Origin of the sequence: Achromobacter marplatensis (assembly GCF_049060505.1) — a bacterium.
Taxonomy (GTDB): Bacteria; Pseudomonadota; Gammaproteobacteria; order Burkholderiales; family Burkholderiaceae_B; genus Achromobacter; species Achromobacter marplatensis_A.
Map to the genome: position 1 here is coordinate 349,806 of NZ_JBMGRB010000006.1, position 15,013 is coordinate 364,818.

Sequence of the window (15,013 nt, forward strand, 5' to 3'; positions counted from 1 at the left end):
AAGACCACTCCGAGGTCCTGCGGGAAATGAAGCGCCTCCGGACTCAGGATCCCGGAACGACGCGCATGGCTCCCGCACAGAACGCAGCTAAAAAGAAGCAGCCGATGGAATATTTACTGCTGGCGCGACTGCAGCAGTCGTTTCTAATCTATGCCGTTATTGAAAACCGAGATTGCGAAGCGATGGAGGAAGGTGCTTTTAAATCCAAAATCTCCCCGCCCACAGCTTTCGCTACTATTGCGGCACGAATCGATCCCAAATTGCTAGAGGCATCACTCGGAAGATCCAGACCTTTCAGTTGTTCGGCGTATTGATCGGTAATCTCTATGACGCCAGACTTATAAATTGTCGCAACACGCTGATCGCCCTTCATAACAGCCTTAACTGCATTTTGGGGCGAGTTATCGGCTTCAATGCGAACTATGCCTCGTTCTACTGCTTCCGCTTTGCGCAGCGCTTCAGCCGACGCCTCTAAATTATGAGCAAAGTTAGCGGTCGGTTTGACCAGCGGAAGATTCAGGTCCGCAATGCTGCGCGACTTTACCGTTAAAGGTATTCCTTTGGCAATGTCCATAAAACGAACCTCCCTCTATTAAATATTTCCAATCACTGAAAAAGCAGCCCGACTGTTGAGCCAGCCTGATCCATCAGTCAATTCTACGAATCCCTGAACCGCATTAATGCACGAAATAACGCCCACCTTTATGGCTATTTGTGCCATTGCGTGCAGACGTGCAGCAGCCGTCCGGTATGTTCCTGTTATGCACTGATGGCCATGTATTGGGCCTGGACAAACCCACATGGCGCCGCGCTGCAATGGCTGTGATCCAGCGATTTCTTCGCTGATCAACGTAGAAATCGCCATGGAGAGATGCGAAATACCGCTTCGGGTCGAAAGCAGGCATCAAGGAAGGGTTTGTAGGTAAAGGCTCAGCGCCCTCACATCCTCAATTGTCGCGTCTGTGAACATACGGCTCGACCGGGCTTCGCTCAATTTCGCTGCCAGGGCTGCCGCAGACCGCAGGGGCAGTCGCGCAGAGTAAAGCAGGCCGAGTTCTAAATTCGGCCGCTTCCTCCGATTCGCCTTGCACGCGCCGCTCTGCCGGCAGACGGCAGATCACAAACGATGTTGCAAGGACCGAAATAGCCAAGTCGCGATGGCGGTGATCTTGGCATCCCCATGCGGCATTCCCAGCACTTGTAGTCCGAGCGGTAGGCTATCCACCGCCATGGCAGGTACGTTGATCGCAGGCGCGCCGAGCAGCGATGAGGCGCAGGCAAACGAGACGTCGCCAGTCGGATACTTGCTGTCCCGGATGTCTGCCGCCAAGGGCGCCGCCCCGCAGGCGTTCAGGCTTAACAACGCGTCGCATTGTGTGGCCAGAGCCGCCAGGCACTGGCGAGCGTGCTCCCGCAGCAGCAAGCATTCGCGGTACTCCGCCAAGCTCATGCCGCGGCCGCTTTCGAGTTGTCGCACCAAGCTGGGACCCAGCGTATTGGGATGGTTTTCAACAAGGTTGGCCAACGACCAGCGTTGCTCCCAGGCGATGAGTTTGAGCGATAGCGGCGCCGCTTGCGAGATAGCGCGCTCCAGCGCCTCGACCAGCGCCGAGTCGCCTCGCCGAATGATGGTCACGCCTTGCGCGGACAGCGTCTGCAGGCAGGCCTCGAATGCTTGGCGGGCTTCCGGTTCCGCACGCTCCCAACCCTCGGTTTCCAACGCGACCAAGCATCCGGGCTTCTGCGCGGCGGGAGGGTGCAGCGGCCCGTATAGGCCGGGGTGGCCAGGATCCCCACCCGAGCGCTGCGCAATTTCCGCGGCCGCTGTCCACATATCCTCGACGGAGTTGGCATGGACGCCGAGGTGGGCCTGGCTCAGCCCGAGTCGCTCGCCCCGATTGAGCGCTCCGAACGTCGGCTTCAATGCCCAATTGCCATTGAAGCTGGCTGGTCGCAGGACGGAACCCACGAGTTGCGAGCCGATGGCCATGGGCACCATGTTGGCGCCCACAACTGCGGCCGAGCCGCTCGACGAACCGCCCGGCGTGCGCAACGGGTCGAACGCGTTGGTGGTTGGACCGGGATCGAGAAAGCCCAGCGCTGTGGTGACGGTCTTTCCCAGGATGATCGCGCCCGCATCGCGTAGCGCACGCACAACGGCGCTGTCATTCTTCGGAAAGTTGCCGTCAAAGGCAGCGCAGCCCATCTGCGTGGGCATGTCGCGAGTTTCAATCAGATCCTTGATGCCAACAGGCATGCCGTCGATAGCCGAGAGCGGACGGCCGTCGCGGTACCGCCGGGCGCTGGCGTCGGCCGCGGCGCGCGCGCCTGCCGGGTTCATTACCACCCAGCCCTTGAGCTGGCCTTCGCGCTCGGCAATCACGTTCAGGCAGCGTTCGAGATATTCCCGCGGACTGTCGCGGCGATCAACAAAGTTGGCGCGGGAATCATGAAAGGTCAGCGCGGCATGGGTGTTGGGATCGTAGGTCACGTTGTGTCTCCGGATAGGCTTATTCACTGCTCTTGATGCCGAGCGTACGGATCAATGCGCCCCATCGAGCGTATTCAGCGCGGAAGAACGCATCAAATTGTGAAGGCGAACTGGGTTGCACCAGCAGATTGACGCCCTTCAAACGTTCCTGAATGCCCGGTTCGGCCAGGACGTCGTTCAAGTCACGGTTGATTTTTTGCTTGAGATCGTCCGGCAGGCCGGCGGGCGCGAACAAGCCGTACCAGGCCTCCAAGCGAAGGTCGGGCAGACCGGCCTCGGCGGCGGCGGGGACGTCGGGCAGGGCATCCAGCCTCTGCGCAGACGCCACGGCATAGGCCCTGAGCTTGCCGCCCTTCACATGGTTGATGACGTTGCCCGAGGCGAATTGCACCAACAGATCGACTTCGCCGCCGATGGCTGCCATCGAAGCCTCAAGCGCGCCCCGATAAGGCACGTGCATTACGTCTACGCCGGCCTCGCGCTTGAATATCTCGGAGAACAGCTGCAGCGAAGATCCTGCGCCATTGGAGGCATAGGTGTATCGGCCCGGACTGGCGCGAAAACGTTCGATCAGCGTGCGCAGATCGGAATCGTCGATGCCAGGGCGGGTCAGGATCAGCACCGGCAGGCTGCCGATCTTGCCGATCCGGGCCAACCCATTCTCGACATCCAGCTTGGCGTTGGGATTCAAGGCAGGCAGCGTGGCCAGTTCATTGAAAGTCAGCATCAAGGTGTAGCCGTCCGGTTTCGCTCGGACCACATAGTCGGAGCCGATGAGCGTGCCCGCGCCGGGCTTGTTTTCGACCACGACGGCCTGGCCCCAGCGTTGCGCGAGCCTGGGACCGATCAGTCGAGCCAGGATGTCGGCAGTGCCTCCTGGCGTGGTCGGCACCACGATGCTGACGGGGCGCTGCGGATAGTCGGCGGCCGAAGCAGGCCAGCCCAACACCGCGGCGGCGCAAAAGGCCGCGATTCCGATCAATCGAACCAGCGTTTTGGACATGGATTTCCCCTTGTGGTTGCTCTTGGCCGCGAAGACAAGCGGCCGTGCCATCTTGGGCTTTCGCAGGCCATGGTTCAAACGACTTTATCTATGGCACACTTAACTTATTGTTAATCGAAACTCCGAAATGACTGCCCTGCCCCCGCTGAACGCGCTGCGCTGTTTTGAGGTCGTGGGCCGCCTGGGCAGCATCACTGGCGCGGCGACGGAACTCAGCGTGACGCCCGCCGCCGTAAGCCGCCAAATCCGCCTGCTTGAAGAACACCTGGGGCTGCGTTTGTTCTTTCGCCAGCACCGCCGCATCGTGCTCACGCCGATTGGCGCGGCGTATCACGCAGATATCGCGCGCTGTTTTGGCGGGTTGCAACGCGCGACGTCGGCGCTGGGCGAGCGCTCGCGCCGACGCCAGTTCGTCATCAAGGCGCCGCATAGCGTCGCCATGCGCTGGTTACTGCCGCGCCTCTCGGGGTTCCATCGCCAATATCCCGACATCGATGTCAAGCTCCATACGTCAGTAGATCCACCGGACTTCGAGCGCGAGGAAGTGGATGCCGGCATCTGCATGGGAGACGGCCACTGGCGCGGCCTGCTCAGCTACAAGCTGATGGTCAATGAGTTGCTTCCGGTATGTATCCCCGACAAGGGCGCTCGCCTGCGTAAGCCCGCCGATCTGAAGCGCGAAATCCTGCTGCATACGCTGGCACGCCCCGACTATTGGGAGATCTGGCTACGGGCGGCCGGCCTGGCAGAGATCGATGTCTCGCGCGGCCTGCGCTACGAATCGTCGGCATTGGCCTATGAAGCCGCGCTGGAGGGGTTTGGCGTTGCCATCGCGCAAAAGACCCTCGTGCAGAAAGAACTGGACGAAGGGCGTCTGGTCGCACCGTTCGATCTAAGCGTGGATCTGGACGCGCAGACCTATTACTTCGTCCTGCCGCCAGAGGACTATAGGCAGCCATCGCCCGAGCTCTCGCAGTTTCGCCTTTGGGTAGCATCCTGCGCGATTTGAACGTCCGCACGCTGCCGGATTCTGCAGATATTCCTGCGGACGCACGGTGAACAACGTGGCGCGGGTCAGTACTGCCTGCAAGGTCATCTGTTCGGATTCCGCCCAAGACCAACCGTGATGCGCCATGGCCCGGCGCAGCGGCGTGGCGGCCAGCGAGCCCAGCATAGTAGCGGGACAGCGGTTCCTGCCACGCCCGCCAAGCCATCACGGCTCCGGAATGTTTTCCCGAAAGATGACCTGAAGCCGCGGCAGGTAGCTGGGTTCGGGCGCGCCCTTCACGGCCGCCACCAGCAGCTTGACGATCTCGCGCGCCTCGACGCGCGGGTTCTGGTCGATCACGGCGTCCATGGTGCGATCGAGCAACAGACGGCGCGTGGCTTCGGTGAGGTCGTGGCCCACGAAGACAATGCGATGGGCGGAGGCGGCCTTGTTTGACCGGGTCTCGTTTGCCCACGCCTCAGCCGGCCGCGCCTCTTTCAGCGCCCTCGCGATGCCTTGATTACCGGCGCCGATGTTGTAAATCGCGTGCGGCGGCTCTTTGCGCAGCAGATCCTGCGTGACGGCAAAGGCGCGGTCGCGGTCGTCGCCGATTTCCAGAATGTGCGCGATGCGCAGGTGCGGAAACTCTTCGCTCAGCAGCGAGCGAAAGCCCATCTCGCGCTCTTCGTGGCCGCGATACGCCAGTGATCCCACGAACACCGCGACCTTCCGCTCCGTGTGCTGTGGCAGAAACCGGCCCAGCAACAGCGCGGCCAGGCGGCCCGCGGCACGATTGTCGATACCTACGTAACCCAGGCGCGCCGAGATCGGAATGTCCGACACCAGGGTGCTCACATGCACGCCGCTGTCGCGCAGCGCCATGATGGCGTCGCGCACTTGTGGATGGTCCAGCCCGACCAGACCAACGGCCTGCGTCTGCTCGCGCAGCTCGTAGAGCTTTTGCGCGAGCTTATTGGCGTCGAATCCCTCGATCAGATGCAGGCGTGCCCGCACATCGGGGCGGGTGGCGGCTTCTTCAAGCAGGTGCTGGCCCAACGCAGTCATGAAGCTATTGGTGCCGGCGGGCAAAACGAAGTCGACCCGCACGTCGCGGCTTGCGGCATCGGCGTCCTGGACGAAGTAGCCAAGGCGATTGGCGATGGCCAGCACGCGGTCGCGTGTCTTGCCGCGCACGCCGTCGCGGTCGTTCAGCACCCGGTCCACGGTGGCGGTGGACATGCCGGCTTCACGGGCAATGAGAGAAATGGTGGGGCGCATGCGGGACAAGGCTCTCAAGACACCATCAGGACGATGGCAGCCAGGCCATCATAACCCATCATTTGCAATCATTCAGGATCAAAAAAGTAACGTTTCTGCCCTGGAAGCACCATCCACCTTTACCCCTGATTGTTTTGATGTGATTATCGCGGCTCAATAACATCAAACACCGCACGGCAGGATGCCAGGCAGTCGACAGTGCATACCCAGCCGGCAGGAGGAGCACATGTCGCACCCTACCCTGGTGCCCGACCCGCCCGTTCGGGAACGGCGTTTTCGCATCGGCTGCATCGGCGCCGGCATGATCATGGCCGAGTGCCACCTGGCGGCCTACCAGCAGGCCGGCTTCACGGTGGCGGCGATTGCGTCGCGTACCCGCAGCAAAGCGGCCGCCGTCGCCGAACGCTACGGCATCCCGCGGGTGCATGAGGATCCCCTGGCCCTGATCGCCGATCCGCAGATCGAAATCGTGGACATCGCGTATCCGCCCGACCAGCAGCCCGCGCTGATACGCGCCGCCTTGCGCGCCCCGCACGTGCGCGGCGTGCTGGCACAGAAGCCGCTTGCCCTCTCGCTGGACGAAGCCCGGGCGCTGCGCGACGAGGCGCGGGCCGCCGGCAAGATCCTGTCGGTAAACCAGAACATGCGCTACGACCAATCGATGCGCACGCTCAAACAGCTGCTGGACCAGGGCGTGCTGGGCATGCCGGTGTTCGCGCAGATCGACATGCACGCGATCCCGCACTGGCAGGACTTTTTGCGCGGCTATGACCGGCTGACGCTCTCGAACATGAGCGTGCATCACCTTGATGCCCTGCGTTATCTGTTTGGCGAGCCCACCGAGATCACCAGCATCACCCGCCCCGATCCGCGCACCGAGTTCGCGCATCAGGATGGACTGGTCAGCACCACGCTGCGCTTTGGCAACGGCCTGCTGGCGCTGTCGCTTGAAGATGTGTGGTCGGGCCCGCGGGCCGAGGGATACCCCGACGACCAGCACATCCGCTGGCGGGTGGAAGGCACCGAGGGCGTCGCGCGCGGCACCATCGGCTGGCCCACCGGCGAGCCGTCGACCCTGAGCTACGCCTCGCGCGCGGCCCAGGGCCATACCGACGGGCGTTGGGTCACTCCCACCTGGGACACGATGTGGTTTCCGCATGCCTTCATCGGCGTGATGGAGCAGTTGCAGTACGCGCTGGCCAGCGGTACCGAGCCTGCGTTGAGCGTGACCGACAACGTACGCACGATGGCGCTGGTCGAGGCCGCGTATACGTCCATCGCCGAAGGCCGCACAGTACGGCTGCCGGCTGTTGAATAACCAGACAGAAAAACAGACGGAGACAACCATCATGATCCAGACCGGAATCTTCTCGGGCTACTTTCCCTATGAGCTGGAGCGCACCGCCAAGGTAATCCGCTCGCACGGCTTCAACACCGTGCAGCTGGACCTGCATTTCAAGGACATGGAGCTCGGCCCGGGCCAGCTGACCGCGCAGAAATGCACGCAGATCCGCGACACCTTCCGCCACTACAACCTGCCGGTGTCCTGCATCTCGGCCTATACCAATATCGTTCATCCCGATCCCGCCGAGCGCCAACGCCGCAACGGCTATCTCAAAGAGATCCTCACGCACGCGCGCCAGCTGGGTTCGCCTTACGTCATCTCGGAAACCGGCACGTTCGCCACCGACAGCGACTGGGTGCATCACCCCAGGAACAAGACCGAGGAAGGCTGGGACCAGTGCCGCACGGTGATCGCCGAGCTGTCGCAACATGCCTACGACCATGGCGCGGTGTTCCTGCTTGAGACCTACGTGAACAACGTGGTGGGATCGGTCGAGGAAACGCTGCGCATGTTCGCCGAGGTGGACCACCCTGGCCTTGGCCTCTTGATGGATCCGACGAACTACTTCGAAGCGCACAACATCGACCAGATGGACCGCACGCTCAATCAGGTGTTCGATGCGCTCTCCGACAAGATCTGCATCGCGCATGCCAAGGACGTTAAGCGTTCGGGCGATGACAAGTCGGAAAAGCACAGCGACATTGGTGACGATGGCGCGGCCGAGAGCCATACCTTCCGTGGCGTAGGCGAGATCGAGCTGCCGGCACCGGGCCTGGGCGCGCTGAACTACGACCTTTACCTGCAGCGCCTGGCGAAGAAGCACCCCAACATTCCCATCATCATCGAGCACTTGACCGAAGACGACGTGCCGCGCGCCAAGACCTTCCTGGACGAGCGGCTGCGCGCGAACGGCCTGTAGGCCGCCTGGCGCAATAGAGGCGCACCGCGAGGCATCAATCCATAAGGCCCGCGGCGCGCCTGCGAACACGATTCTGAACACCGACACCGGCAAACGCGCATCCGCGCCTTTGCCAGGGAGAATTCATGCCTGACATTTACGGAACCTGGATGACGCGCCGCGACGTGGAGGCGCGCACCGGGCAGCTTGCGCAGTTTGCCGGCGTACGCCTGATGACGCTGGACGACGGGCTGGAGCGCGGTATCCGGATGCTGGAGTTCCGCAGCGGCACGGGCCTGCGTTTCACGGTGCTGGTGGATCGCGCGATGGATATCGCCGATTGCGAATACCGCGGCTTCGCCATGGGATGGCAGTCGCCGTCGGGCTTTCGCCATCCCGGCCTGCATGACTACGAAGGTGAAGGCGGACTGGGCTGGATGCGCTCGTTCTCGGGCCTCATGATCACCTGCGGCCTGGACCACATTCTGTTCATGTACGACGCACCGGCCGACAACTACGTGTACGGCCCGCGCAAGACCGCCAAGCAGTCCATCCATGGCCGCGCGGGCACCATTCCGGCGCGCCTGACCGGCTACGGAGAACGCTGGGACGGCGATCGCTGCGTGCTGTGGGCAGAGGGAATCGTAAGCCAGGGCACCGTGTTCGGCGAACACCTGGAGCTGCACCGCCGCATCGAGATCGAGGTGGGCACCAACGACATCAAACTGTCGGATCGCGTGGTGAATCGCGGCTTCTACCGCACGCCGCATATGCTCTGCTATCACATCAACCTGGGCTATCCCGTGCTGGACGCCGACTCGCGCTATCTGGCGCCGATCCGCGATGTGGTGTGGGCCGCGCACGAGCAAACCTACCGCAAGCAGGGCGTGGGCTACCGCCGCATGCCGGCGCCGCAGCTGGGCTTTCACGAGCAGGTGTGGCAGCACGAGATGGCCGCCGCCGCCGACGGCAGCGTCCCGGTGGCCCTGGTAAACGATAAGCTGGGCCTGGGCATGCAGGTCAGCACCTTCAAGCATCAATTCCCTTGCCAGTATCAATGGCAAAACCTGCAATCGGGCCAGTATGCGATGGGCATCGAGCCATCGACCAACCACGTGCTGGGCCAGGGCGCGGCGCGTGAGCGCAACGAACTCATCTGGCTTGAGCATGGGGAAGAGCGCTGCTACGACACCACGTTCAGCGTGCTGGGCTCGCCCGCCGATATCACGGCATGCGAAGCCCGCATCCGCGCCATCGCGGTGCAGCCCGAAGCCGATTATCCGCCGTTGTCGGGGCGCTTCGCGCCCATCGCGGGGCGCACATGAGCGCGCGCTTCTCATTGCAAGGCCGTCGCGTGTTGTACACGGGCGCCGCGGGCGGCTTCGGTGTGGACACCACGCTTGCGTTGCTGGAAGCGGGCGCAAGCGTGGTCGCGCTGGACAACCACGCCGGGCATATCGATCGCTTGCGCAGCACCGTGCCGGTGCGGTTTTCCGACCAGCTTCACATCCTGCAGGTCGACCTTGCCGACGCCAGCGCGTTGCAGTCGCACCTTGAGCAGCTGACCGCCCAGGGCCCGATCGACGTGGTCATCAACAATGCGGCAATCTACCCGTCGCGCCCGTTCGAGGAATACAGCGACGCAGAGCTGGCGCGCGTACACCGCGTGAACGTGGAGGCGGCGATTCAGATCGTCCGCGCCGCGCTGCCCGGCATGCGCGAGCAGCAATGGGGCCGCGTGATCAACATCTCGTCGATCACGCTGTCCGGCGGCTGGGAAAACCTGCTGCCCTACGTGCAATCCAAGGGCGCGATGGTGGGCGCCACGCGCGCATTCGCCCGCGAGTTCGGCAAGTGGGGCATCACGGTCAACGCCATCTCGCCGGGCGCGTTTCCCACCGACGCCGAGAAGATCCATCCCGATCCCGAGGGCTACAACCGCATGGTGCTCGAACGCCAGTCGGTAAAGCGCCGCGGGCACGCAGGCGACATCGCCGCGGCCATCATTTTCCTTGCCTCGGACGAGGCGGGTTTCATTTCCGGACAGACGCTGGCAGTTGACGGCGGCTGGGTCATGCATTGAGGCGCATCGGCGCACGCAAAGGGTAGAAGCATGAGTATTCTTTCTGGCTACAAGGTTCTGGACTGCTCCATCGCCATGGCGGGGCCTTTCGCGGCGCAGCGCCTGGGCGACCTGGGCGCCGACGTGATCAAGATCGAGCCGCCCACCGGCGAATGGCAGCGGCACGCGCCGGCCGGCGGCATCACGGGCAACAAGATCAACGTTTCCTTTCTCTCGTTGAACCGCAACAAGCGCTCGCTAGCGATCGATCTGAAGAGTGCCGGCGGCAAGGAGATCATCCAGAAGCTTGCGGCGCAGGCCGATGTGTTTATCCAGAACTACCGTCCGGGAGTCGCCGGCCGTCTGGGTGTTGACTACGAGACCCTGTCGGCACTGAACCCGCGCCTGATCTATGTATCGATGTCGGGCTTCGGCGAAGACGGCCCCTATGCCACGCGACCCGGCCAAGACCTGCTGTTGCAGGCGATGTCGGGCGCCATGCTGTCGTCGGGCCGTGCAGGCGAAGCGCCACGCGCGGCTGGCCAGTATGTGGTCGACGCCGTCACCGCGTATTGCGCCTTCGAAGGCGTGCTGGCCGCGCTGCTGCACCGCGAGCGTACCGGCGAAGGCCAGAAGGTCGAGGTCAACATGCTGGATGCGATCACCACGATCCAGATGCAGGAGCTCTCGGTCTACACCGTGGGGCACAAGCCGCAGGTGCGCAGTGCCGAGCCGCATGCCCACGTGTACATCCGCGCCCCCTATGGCACCTTCGCGACAAGCGACGGCTATCTGGCGCTTGCCATGCCCGACATGAAAGTGCTGGCGCGCGTAACCGAAGAGCCGCGCCTGGCGGAATACACAAGCGAGCGCGACGGTTGGGAGAAGCGCGACGAGATCTATGCGCTGGTGCGCGACACGCTTGCCAAGGCCTCGACGGCCGACTGGTTCGCCAAGCTGGATGCCGCCGGCATCTGGTGCAGCCCCGTCTATGGATACGCCGATCTGGTCGCAGATCCGCAGATCGCCCACAACGGCACCTTCGTCGAATATGAGCATCCGACCGAAGGCCGGATCAAGACACCGGGTTTTCCGATCCGCTTTTCCAAGACGCCAAGCCAGGTGGTGCGCGGCGCACCGCTCACCGGCCAACACACCGACGAAGTGCTGCGCGATTTTGGCTTCAGCGCCGACGAGATCGCGGCACATGCGGCCTCGGGCGCAGTGCTGCGTGGCGTCTCGGAATGAGCGAGCCCGCCCTGCCCTACCGCGGCCTTACCTGGGACCATCCGCGCGGCTTTAATGCCTTGCACGCCGCCACCGCGCACACGCCGCTTGTGCGCTGGGACAAGCAATCGCTCGAAGGCTTCGAATCGGCGCCCATCGCCGAACTCTGCGCCCGCTATGACCTGGTGGTGCTGGATCACCCCCATCTGGGCGAGGCCTTGGCGCACGATTGCCTGCAAGCGCTCGACACCGTGTTCGCGCCCGACGAACTGGCGCGGATTGCGCGGGATAGCATCGGGCTGTCCTACGACAGCTATCGCATGGACGATCGCCAATGGGCGCTGCCGCTGGACGCCGCCACGCAGGTCATGGCCACGCGCGCCGATCGGCTCGACAGCCCCGTGCCGCGCACCTGGCGCGAGGTGCTGACGCTGTCGCAACGCAGCGGCGCGGTCGCGCTCAGTTGGGGCGGTCCGCACCCGTTCCTGTCGTTGCTGTCAATCGCGGCCGCCATCGCGCCCGATACCGACCTGCGCCCGCACGGCGCCTGGCACGACGAGGCGACGCTTGCCGACGCGTGCGACGTGCTTAGCGAATTGGCGCGGCTCACGCCCGCGCACGCCCTGGCTTACAACCCGATCGCGCTGCTTGGCCACATGAGCGCGCGCGACGACATCGCACTGTGCCCGCTGGTCTATGGCTATGTGAACTATGCCACCGCCGCGGTGGCGAAACCGCTTACGTTCCGCGACGCGCCCGAGGCTGACGCGGGCCGGCCGGGCTCTATCCTCGGTGGCACCGGCATTGCAATATCACGGCGCTGCATCGTGGGGCCGGAGCTGCGCGCGCATCTACTGTGGTTGCTCGCGGCCGATACCCAAGGCCGCTTCATTCCGCAGCACGAAGGGCAGCCCAGCCATCGCGGCAGCTGGGCCGACGCGACCGTGAACGCGGCCAGCGGCAACTTCTATGCCAACACGGCCCGCACGCTCGAAGCCGCCTCGATCCGGCCCCGGCACGATGGCTACATCGCCTTCCAGGCCGAGGCCTCGCAGTTCCTGCGTGACGGCGTCGCCGCCCGCGCATCCTCCCACGCATTGGCGTGCGGCCTGACCCAGCGTTTCCAGGCCAGCCTGACCGGCGCCCCCAAGCACACCGCAACATAAGGATTTCGACGTGAGCGCACTCGTTAATCTCAGTATCGATGGCCATGTCGCCATCATCGAACTCAATCGTCCCGAGAAGCTGAACGCGATGACGCCCGAGATGGCCGACCTGCTGATCGCGGCGGTGCAGCAATGCAACACCGACTCGCAGGTGCGCGCGGTGATCCTGACCGGCGCGGGTCCCAAGGCCTTCTGCGCCGGCTCGGACATTACCGAGCTTGACCGCTACGCCACGCCCTGGGATTTTCGCAATCGGCTTGACTACTGCGACTGCGTGCGCATGTTGAAGAAGCCCACGGTGGCGGCGATCAACGGCTATACCTTCGGCGGCGGCCTGGAAATGGCGTTGGCCTGCGATATCCGCATCGCCTCCGACAACGCGCGCCTGGGCGCGCCCGAGATCAAGCTGGGCTGGATTGGCGGCGGCGGCATGACGGCGCAGCTCGTCCATGCGGTCGGCCCAAGCAACGCCGCACTGATGGTGCTGACCGGCGATCCCATCCGCGCCGAGCAGGCGCTGGCCTGGGGCCTGGTAAGCGAGGTGGTGCCGCAGGAGCAGTTGCGCGAGCGCGCGCAAGCACTTGCCGCCACCATCGCCTCGCGCGCGCCTATCGCGGCCGAGACGGCACGCGTCAATCTGCGCGCAGCGCTGTCGATGCCGCTGGAAAAGGCCGTGGAATACGAACGCGATCTGCAGGCGATCTGCTTCGCCACCGCCGACGCCAAGGAAGGCCGGAAGGCATTCGAAGAAAAGCGCGCGCCGAAGTTCGAGCGGCGCTGACGGGCGGGGCAGGCTTGTTCGACGCGCGGTCGGTGCATTGTCAGGCAGACTGCGTTATAGCGAACGCCAGGTTCCGGCCACGGATGCGAACCTTGAACGTAGCCGCGCAAATGACCGCTTCAGACTGCTGCTGTCGCGCAGCCATGCGAATACATATTAGAATCAATAACTATTCCATCTTAACCAAGCGTTTTCTCATGCCCCACCCTCCCAAGGCCAGGAAAGACTGGCTCGCCCATTACGCGGAGATGATAGGCAAATGGCGCGGGCGGGGGCACGAGAATGGCCAGGACGCCATGCACGACACGGTGCTCGGCATGCTGGAAGGCGACGTCACCGCTATCTATGACCCCCGCGCGTATATGTCCCGCGGCACCTCCAACCGCCTGGTCAGCTGGCATCGGCACGTCAACACGCTGGACATCACATCACTGGACGACATGTCCAGCGGCGACCATCCCGCCACGCCCCCGGCCGATAATGGCATCCGGTTCCAACAATTGGCCGACGAACTGGTCCGCGCGCTTGAAGACCTGCCGCCCAAGTGCCGGCATGTCTACCTTCGGTGCCGGCTGGAGGGCTGGACGCACACCGAGATCGCGCAGGAAATGGGCCTCTCGCGCAGCATGGTGGAAAAATACATGACTCGCTCCGTGCGTCACATCAACGATCGGCTGCAACATCATGCCCCTCTCTAATTCCGGCCCTGTCGGCAAGCACCCGCATACGCGCGAAGCCGACGAGCTCGACCCTCCGCGCGACGCGGCCCATTGGTTCGCCCGCCTGCATTCGGGCGAAGCCACGGAATCGGACCAACAGGCATTTGCGGCCTGGCGCCGCGCCAATCCCGCCCACGAGCACGAGTATCGCAGGCTGGCCTCCCAATGGGAGGCCGTGCTGTCCGTACCCCAGGCGCGCCTGCGCGACCTGATGCATGAGTCGCTGGCGGCCTCCAGGCCGCCGCCGATGTCGCGGCGGCGCTTCGGGCTCGGAATGGCGGCAGCCTGTTCGCTGCCGATCATGGCGGCCATCCTGGCCGCGCCATACGTCTTCGACGGCAACGAAAGCCTGGTCACTTATTCCACCCGTAAGGGCGAACGGCGGCAGGTCGCCCTGCCCGACGGATCCACGCTGCACCTGAACGGCGACACCCGCCTGGCCACCCACTTCGGCGCCGGCGAACGCCGAGTGGAGCTGGCGCACGGCGAGGCCTTCTTCGAAGTCCGGCACGATGCGTCACGGCCCTTCGTGGTGGTGGGCGGCTTGGGACAGGTCACCGTAACGGGCACCCGCTTCAACGTGCGACGCGACAGCGAGGCCTTGCAGGTTAGCGTCGAATCGGGTTCCGTGCGGCTGGAATCCGGTCCCTGGTGGCATCAGAGCGCACGCCGCCTGGCCGCGGGCCAACAAGCCATTGCCTACGCGGACAGCACATTGAGCGAGATCGCGCAGGTCAACGTCCAGAACCTGACCGCCTGGCAGCGCGGCAAGATCATCTTCAACAATGTGTCTTTGGCCACGGTCATCAGCGAGATGAACCGCTACCTGATGCGGCCCGCGAGCCTGGACGCGCCCGAACTCGGCCAGCACCGCGTTTCCGGCATTTTCAGTGTGGACGACCCGCAGGCCATGATCGACGCCCTGCCCGCCATCGCGCCCGTGTCGCTGGAACGCCTGCAGGACGGCCGGATACGCGTCGTCGCGCGCTAAGCGGCTTGTGCCCTCGTCCCGCCGATGCGGGTTACGCGAGCTGTAACAATCCTGTTACACAATA

Annotated in this window: 14 protein-coding genes; 10 read left to right on the plus strand and 4 right to left on the minus strand. The window is 63.9% G+C overall.

Annotated features, from left to right (window positions below):
• Positions 1 to 148: 148 nt before the first annotated feature.
• The 3 genes from ACI0FO_RS17640 to ACI0FO_RS17650 all read right to left on the minus strand — a co-directional run bounded on the left by ACI0FO_RS17640 (position 149) and on the right by ACI0FO_RS17650 (position 3,494).
• Positions 149 to 574, minus strand: coding sequence for a hypothetical protein (locus ACI0FO_RS17640; RefSeq protein WP_416028636.1), 426 nt, complete (start codon positions 572 to 574; stop codon positions 149 to 151).
• Positions 575 to 1,117: 543 nt separating this feature from the next.
• A complete protein-coding gene (locus ACI0FO_RS17645) occupies positions 1,118 to 2,491 on the minus strand; it encodes an amidase (RefSeq protein WP_416028637.1) in 1,374 nt (457 codons plus the stop codon).
• 19 nt (positions 2,492 to 2,510) lie between these two features.
• Entirely contained in the window at positions 2,511 to 3,494 is a 984-nt protein-coding gene (locus tag ACI0FO_RS17650; RefSeq protein WP_416028639.1) for a Bug family tripartite tricarboxylate transporter substrate binding protein, read from the minus strand.
• A 127-nt stretch (positions 3,495 to 3,621) separates the two neighbouring features.
• Between ACI0FO_RS17650 and gcvA the strand changes: the two genes are divergently transcribed.
• Positions 3,622 to 4,503, plus strand: a complete 882-nt coding sequence (gcvA, locus tag ACI0FO_RS17655) for a transcriptional regulator GcvA (protein WP_315137069.1) — start codon at positions 3,622 to 3,624, stop codon at positions 4,501 to 4,503.
• Positions 4,504 to 4,707: 204 nt separating this feature from the next.
• On the opposite strand, the gene ACI0FO_RS17660 is transcribed toward gcvA, so the two are convergent.
• Positions 4,708 to 5,760 carry a LacI family DNA-binding transcriptional regulator gene (locus ACI0FO_RS17660; RefSeq protein ID WP_416028641.1) on the minus strand — a complete coding sequence of 351 codons (1,053 nt, stop codon included), beginning with the start codon at positions 5,758 to 5,760 and terminating at the stop codon, positions 4,708 to 4,710.
• Positions 5,761 to 5,986: 226 nt separating this feature from the next.
• On the opposite strand from ACI0FO_RS17660, the gene ACI0FO_RS17665 reads away from it, so the two are divergent.
• The 9 genes from ACI0FO_RS17665 to ACI0FO_RS17705 all read left to right on the plus strand — a co-directional run bounded on the left by ACI0FO_RS17665 (position 5,987) and on the right by ACI0FO_RS17705 (position 14,949).
• On the plus strand, positions 5,987 to 7,078 hold the full coding sequence (locus ACI0FO_RS17665; protein ID WP_416028642.1) for a Gfo/Idh/MocA family protein: 1,092 nt from the start codon (positions 5,987 to 5,989) through the stop codon (positions 7,076 to 7,078).
• A 31-nt stretch (positions 7,079 to 7,109) separates the two neighbouring features.
• Complete coding sequence (locus ACI0FO_RS17670; RefSeq protein WP_416028643.1) at positions 7,110 to 8,024, plus strand: sugar phosphate isomerase/epimerase family protein; 915 nt, start codon at positions 7,110 to 7,112, stop codon at positions 8,022 to 8,024.
• Positions 8,025 to 8,149: 125 nt separating this feature from the next.
• Positions 8,150 to 9,328 carry an aldose 1-epimerase family protein gene (locus tag ACI0FO_RS17675; RefSeq protein WP_416028644.1) on the plus strand — a complete coding sequence of 393 codons (1,179 nt, stop codon included), beginning with the start codon at positions 8,150 to 8,152 and terminating at the stop codon, positions 9,326 to 9,328.
• Positions 9,325 to 10,086: an SDR family NAD(P)-dependent oxidoreductase gene (locus ACI0FO_RS17680; RefSeq protein WP_416028646.1), complete on the plus strand. Its 762-nt coding sequence runs from the start codon at positions 9,325 to 9,327 to the stop codon at positions 10,084 to 10,086. The genes ACI0FO_RS17675 and ACI0FO_RS17680 overlap by 4 nt, the downstream gene beginning before the upstream one ends.
• A 30-nt stretch (positions 10,087 to 10,116) precedes the next feature.
• Positions 10,117 to 11,313, plus strand: coding sequence for a CaiB/BaiF CoA transferase family protein (locus ACI0FO_RS17685; protein ID WP_416028648.1), 1,197 nt, complete (start codon positions 10,117 to 10,119; stop codon positions 11,311 to 11,313).
• Entirely contained in the window at positions 11,310 to 12,458 is a 1,149-nt protein-coding gene (locus ACI0FO_RS17690; protein ID WP_416028650.1) for a hypothetical protein, read from the plus strand. The genes ACI0FO_RS17685 and ACI0FO_RS17690 overlap by 4 nt, the downstream gene beginning before the upstream one ends.
• Before the next feature lie 10 nt (positions 12,459 to 12,468).
• Positions 12,469 to 13,239, plus strand: coding sequence for an enoyl-CoA hydratase/isomerase family protein (locus tag ACI0FO_RS17695; protein ID WP_279995668.1), 771 nt, complete (start codon positions 12,469 to 12,471; stop codon positions 13,237 to 13,239).
• Positions 13,240 to 13,436: 197 nt separating this feature from the next.
• Positions 13,437 to 13,937, plus strand: a complete 501-nt coding sequence (locus ACI0FO_RS17700; RefSeq protein WP_416028652.1) for an RNA polymerase sigma factor — start codon at positions 13,437 to 13,439, stop codon at positions 13,935 to 13,937.
• Positions 13,924 to 14,949, plus strand: a complete 1,026-nt coding sequence (locus tag ACI0FO_RS17705) for a FecR family protein (RefSeq protein WP_416028654.1) — start codon at positions 13,924 to 13,926, stop codon at positions 14,947 to 14,949. The genes ACI0FO_RS17700 and ACI0FO_RS17705 overlap by 14 nt, the downstream gene beginning before the upstream one ends.
• The last annotated feature ends 64 nt before the right edge of the window (positions 14,950 to 15,013 follow it).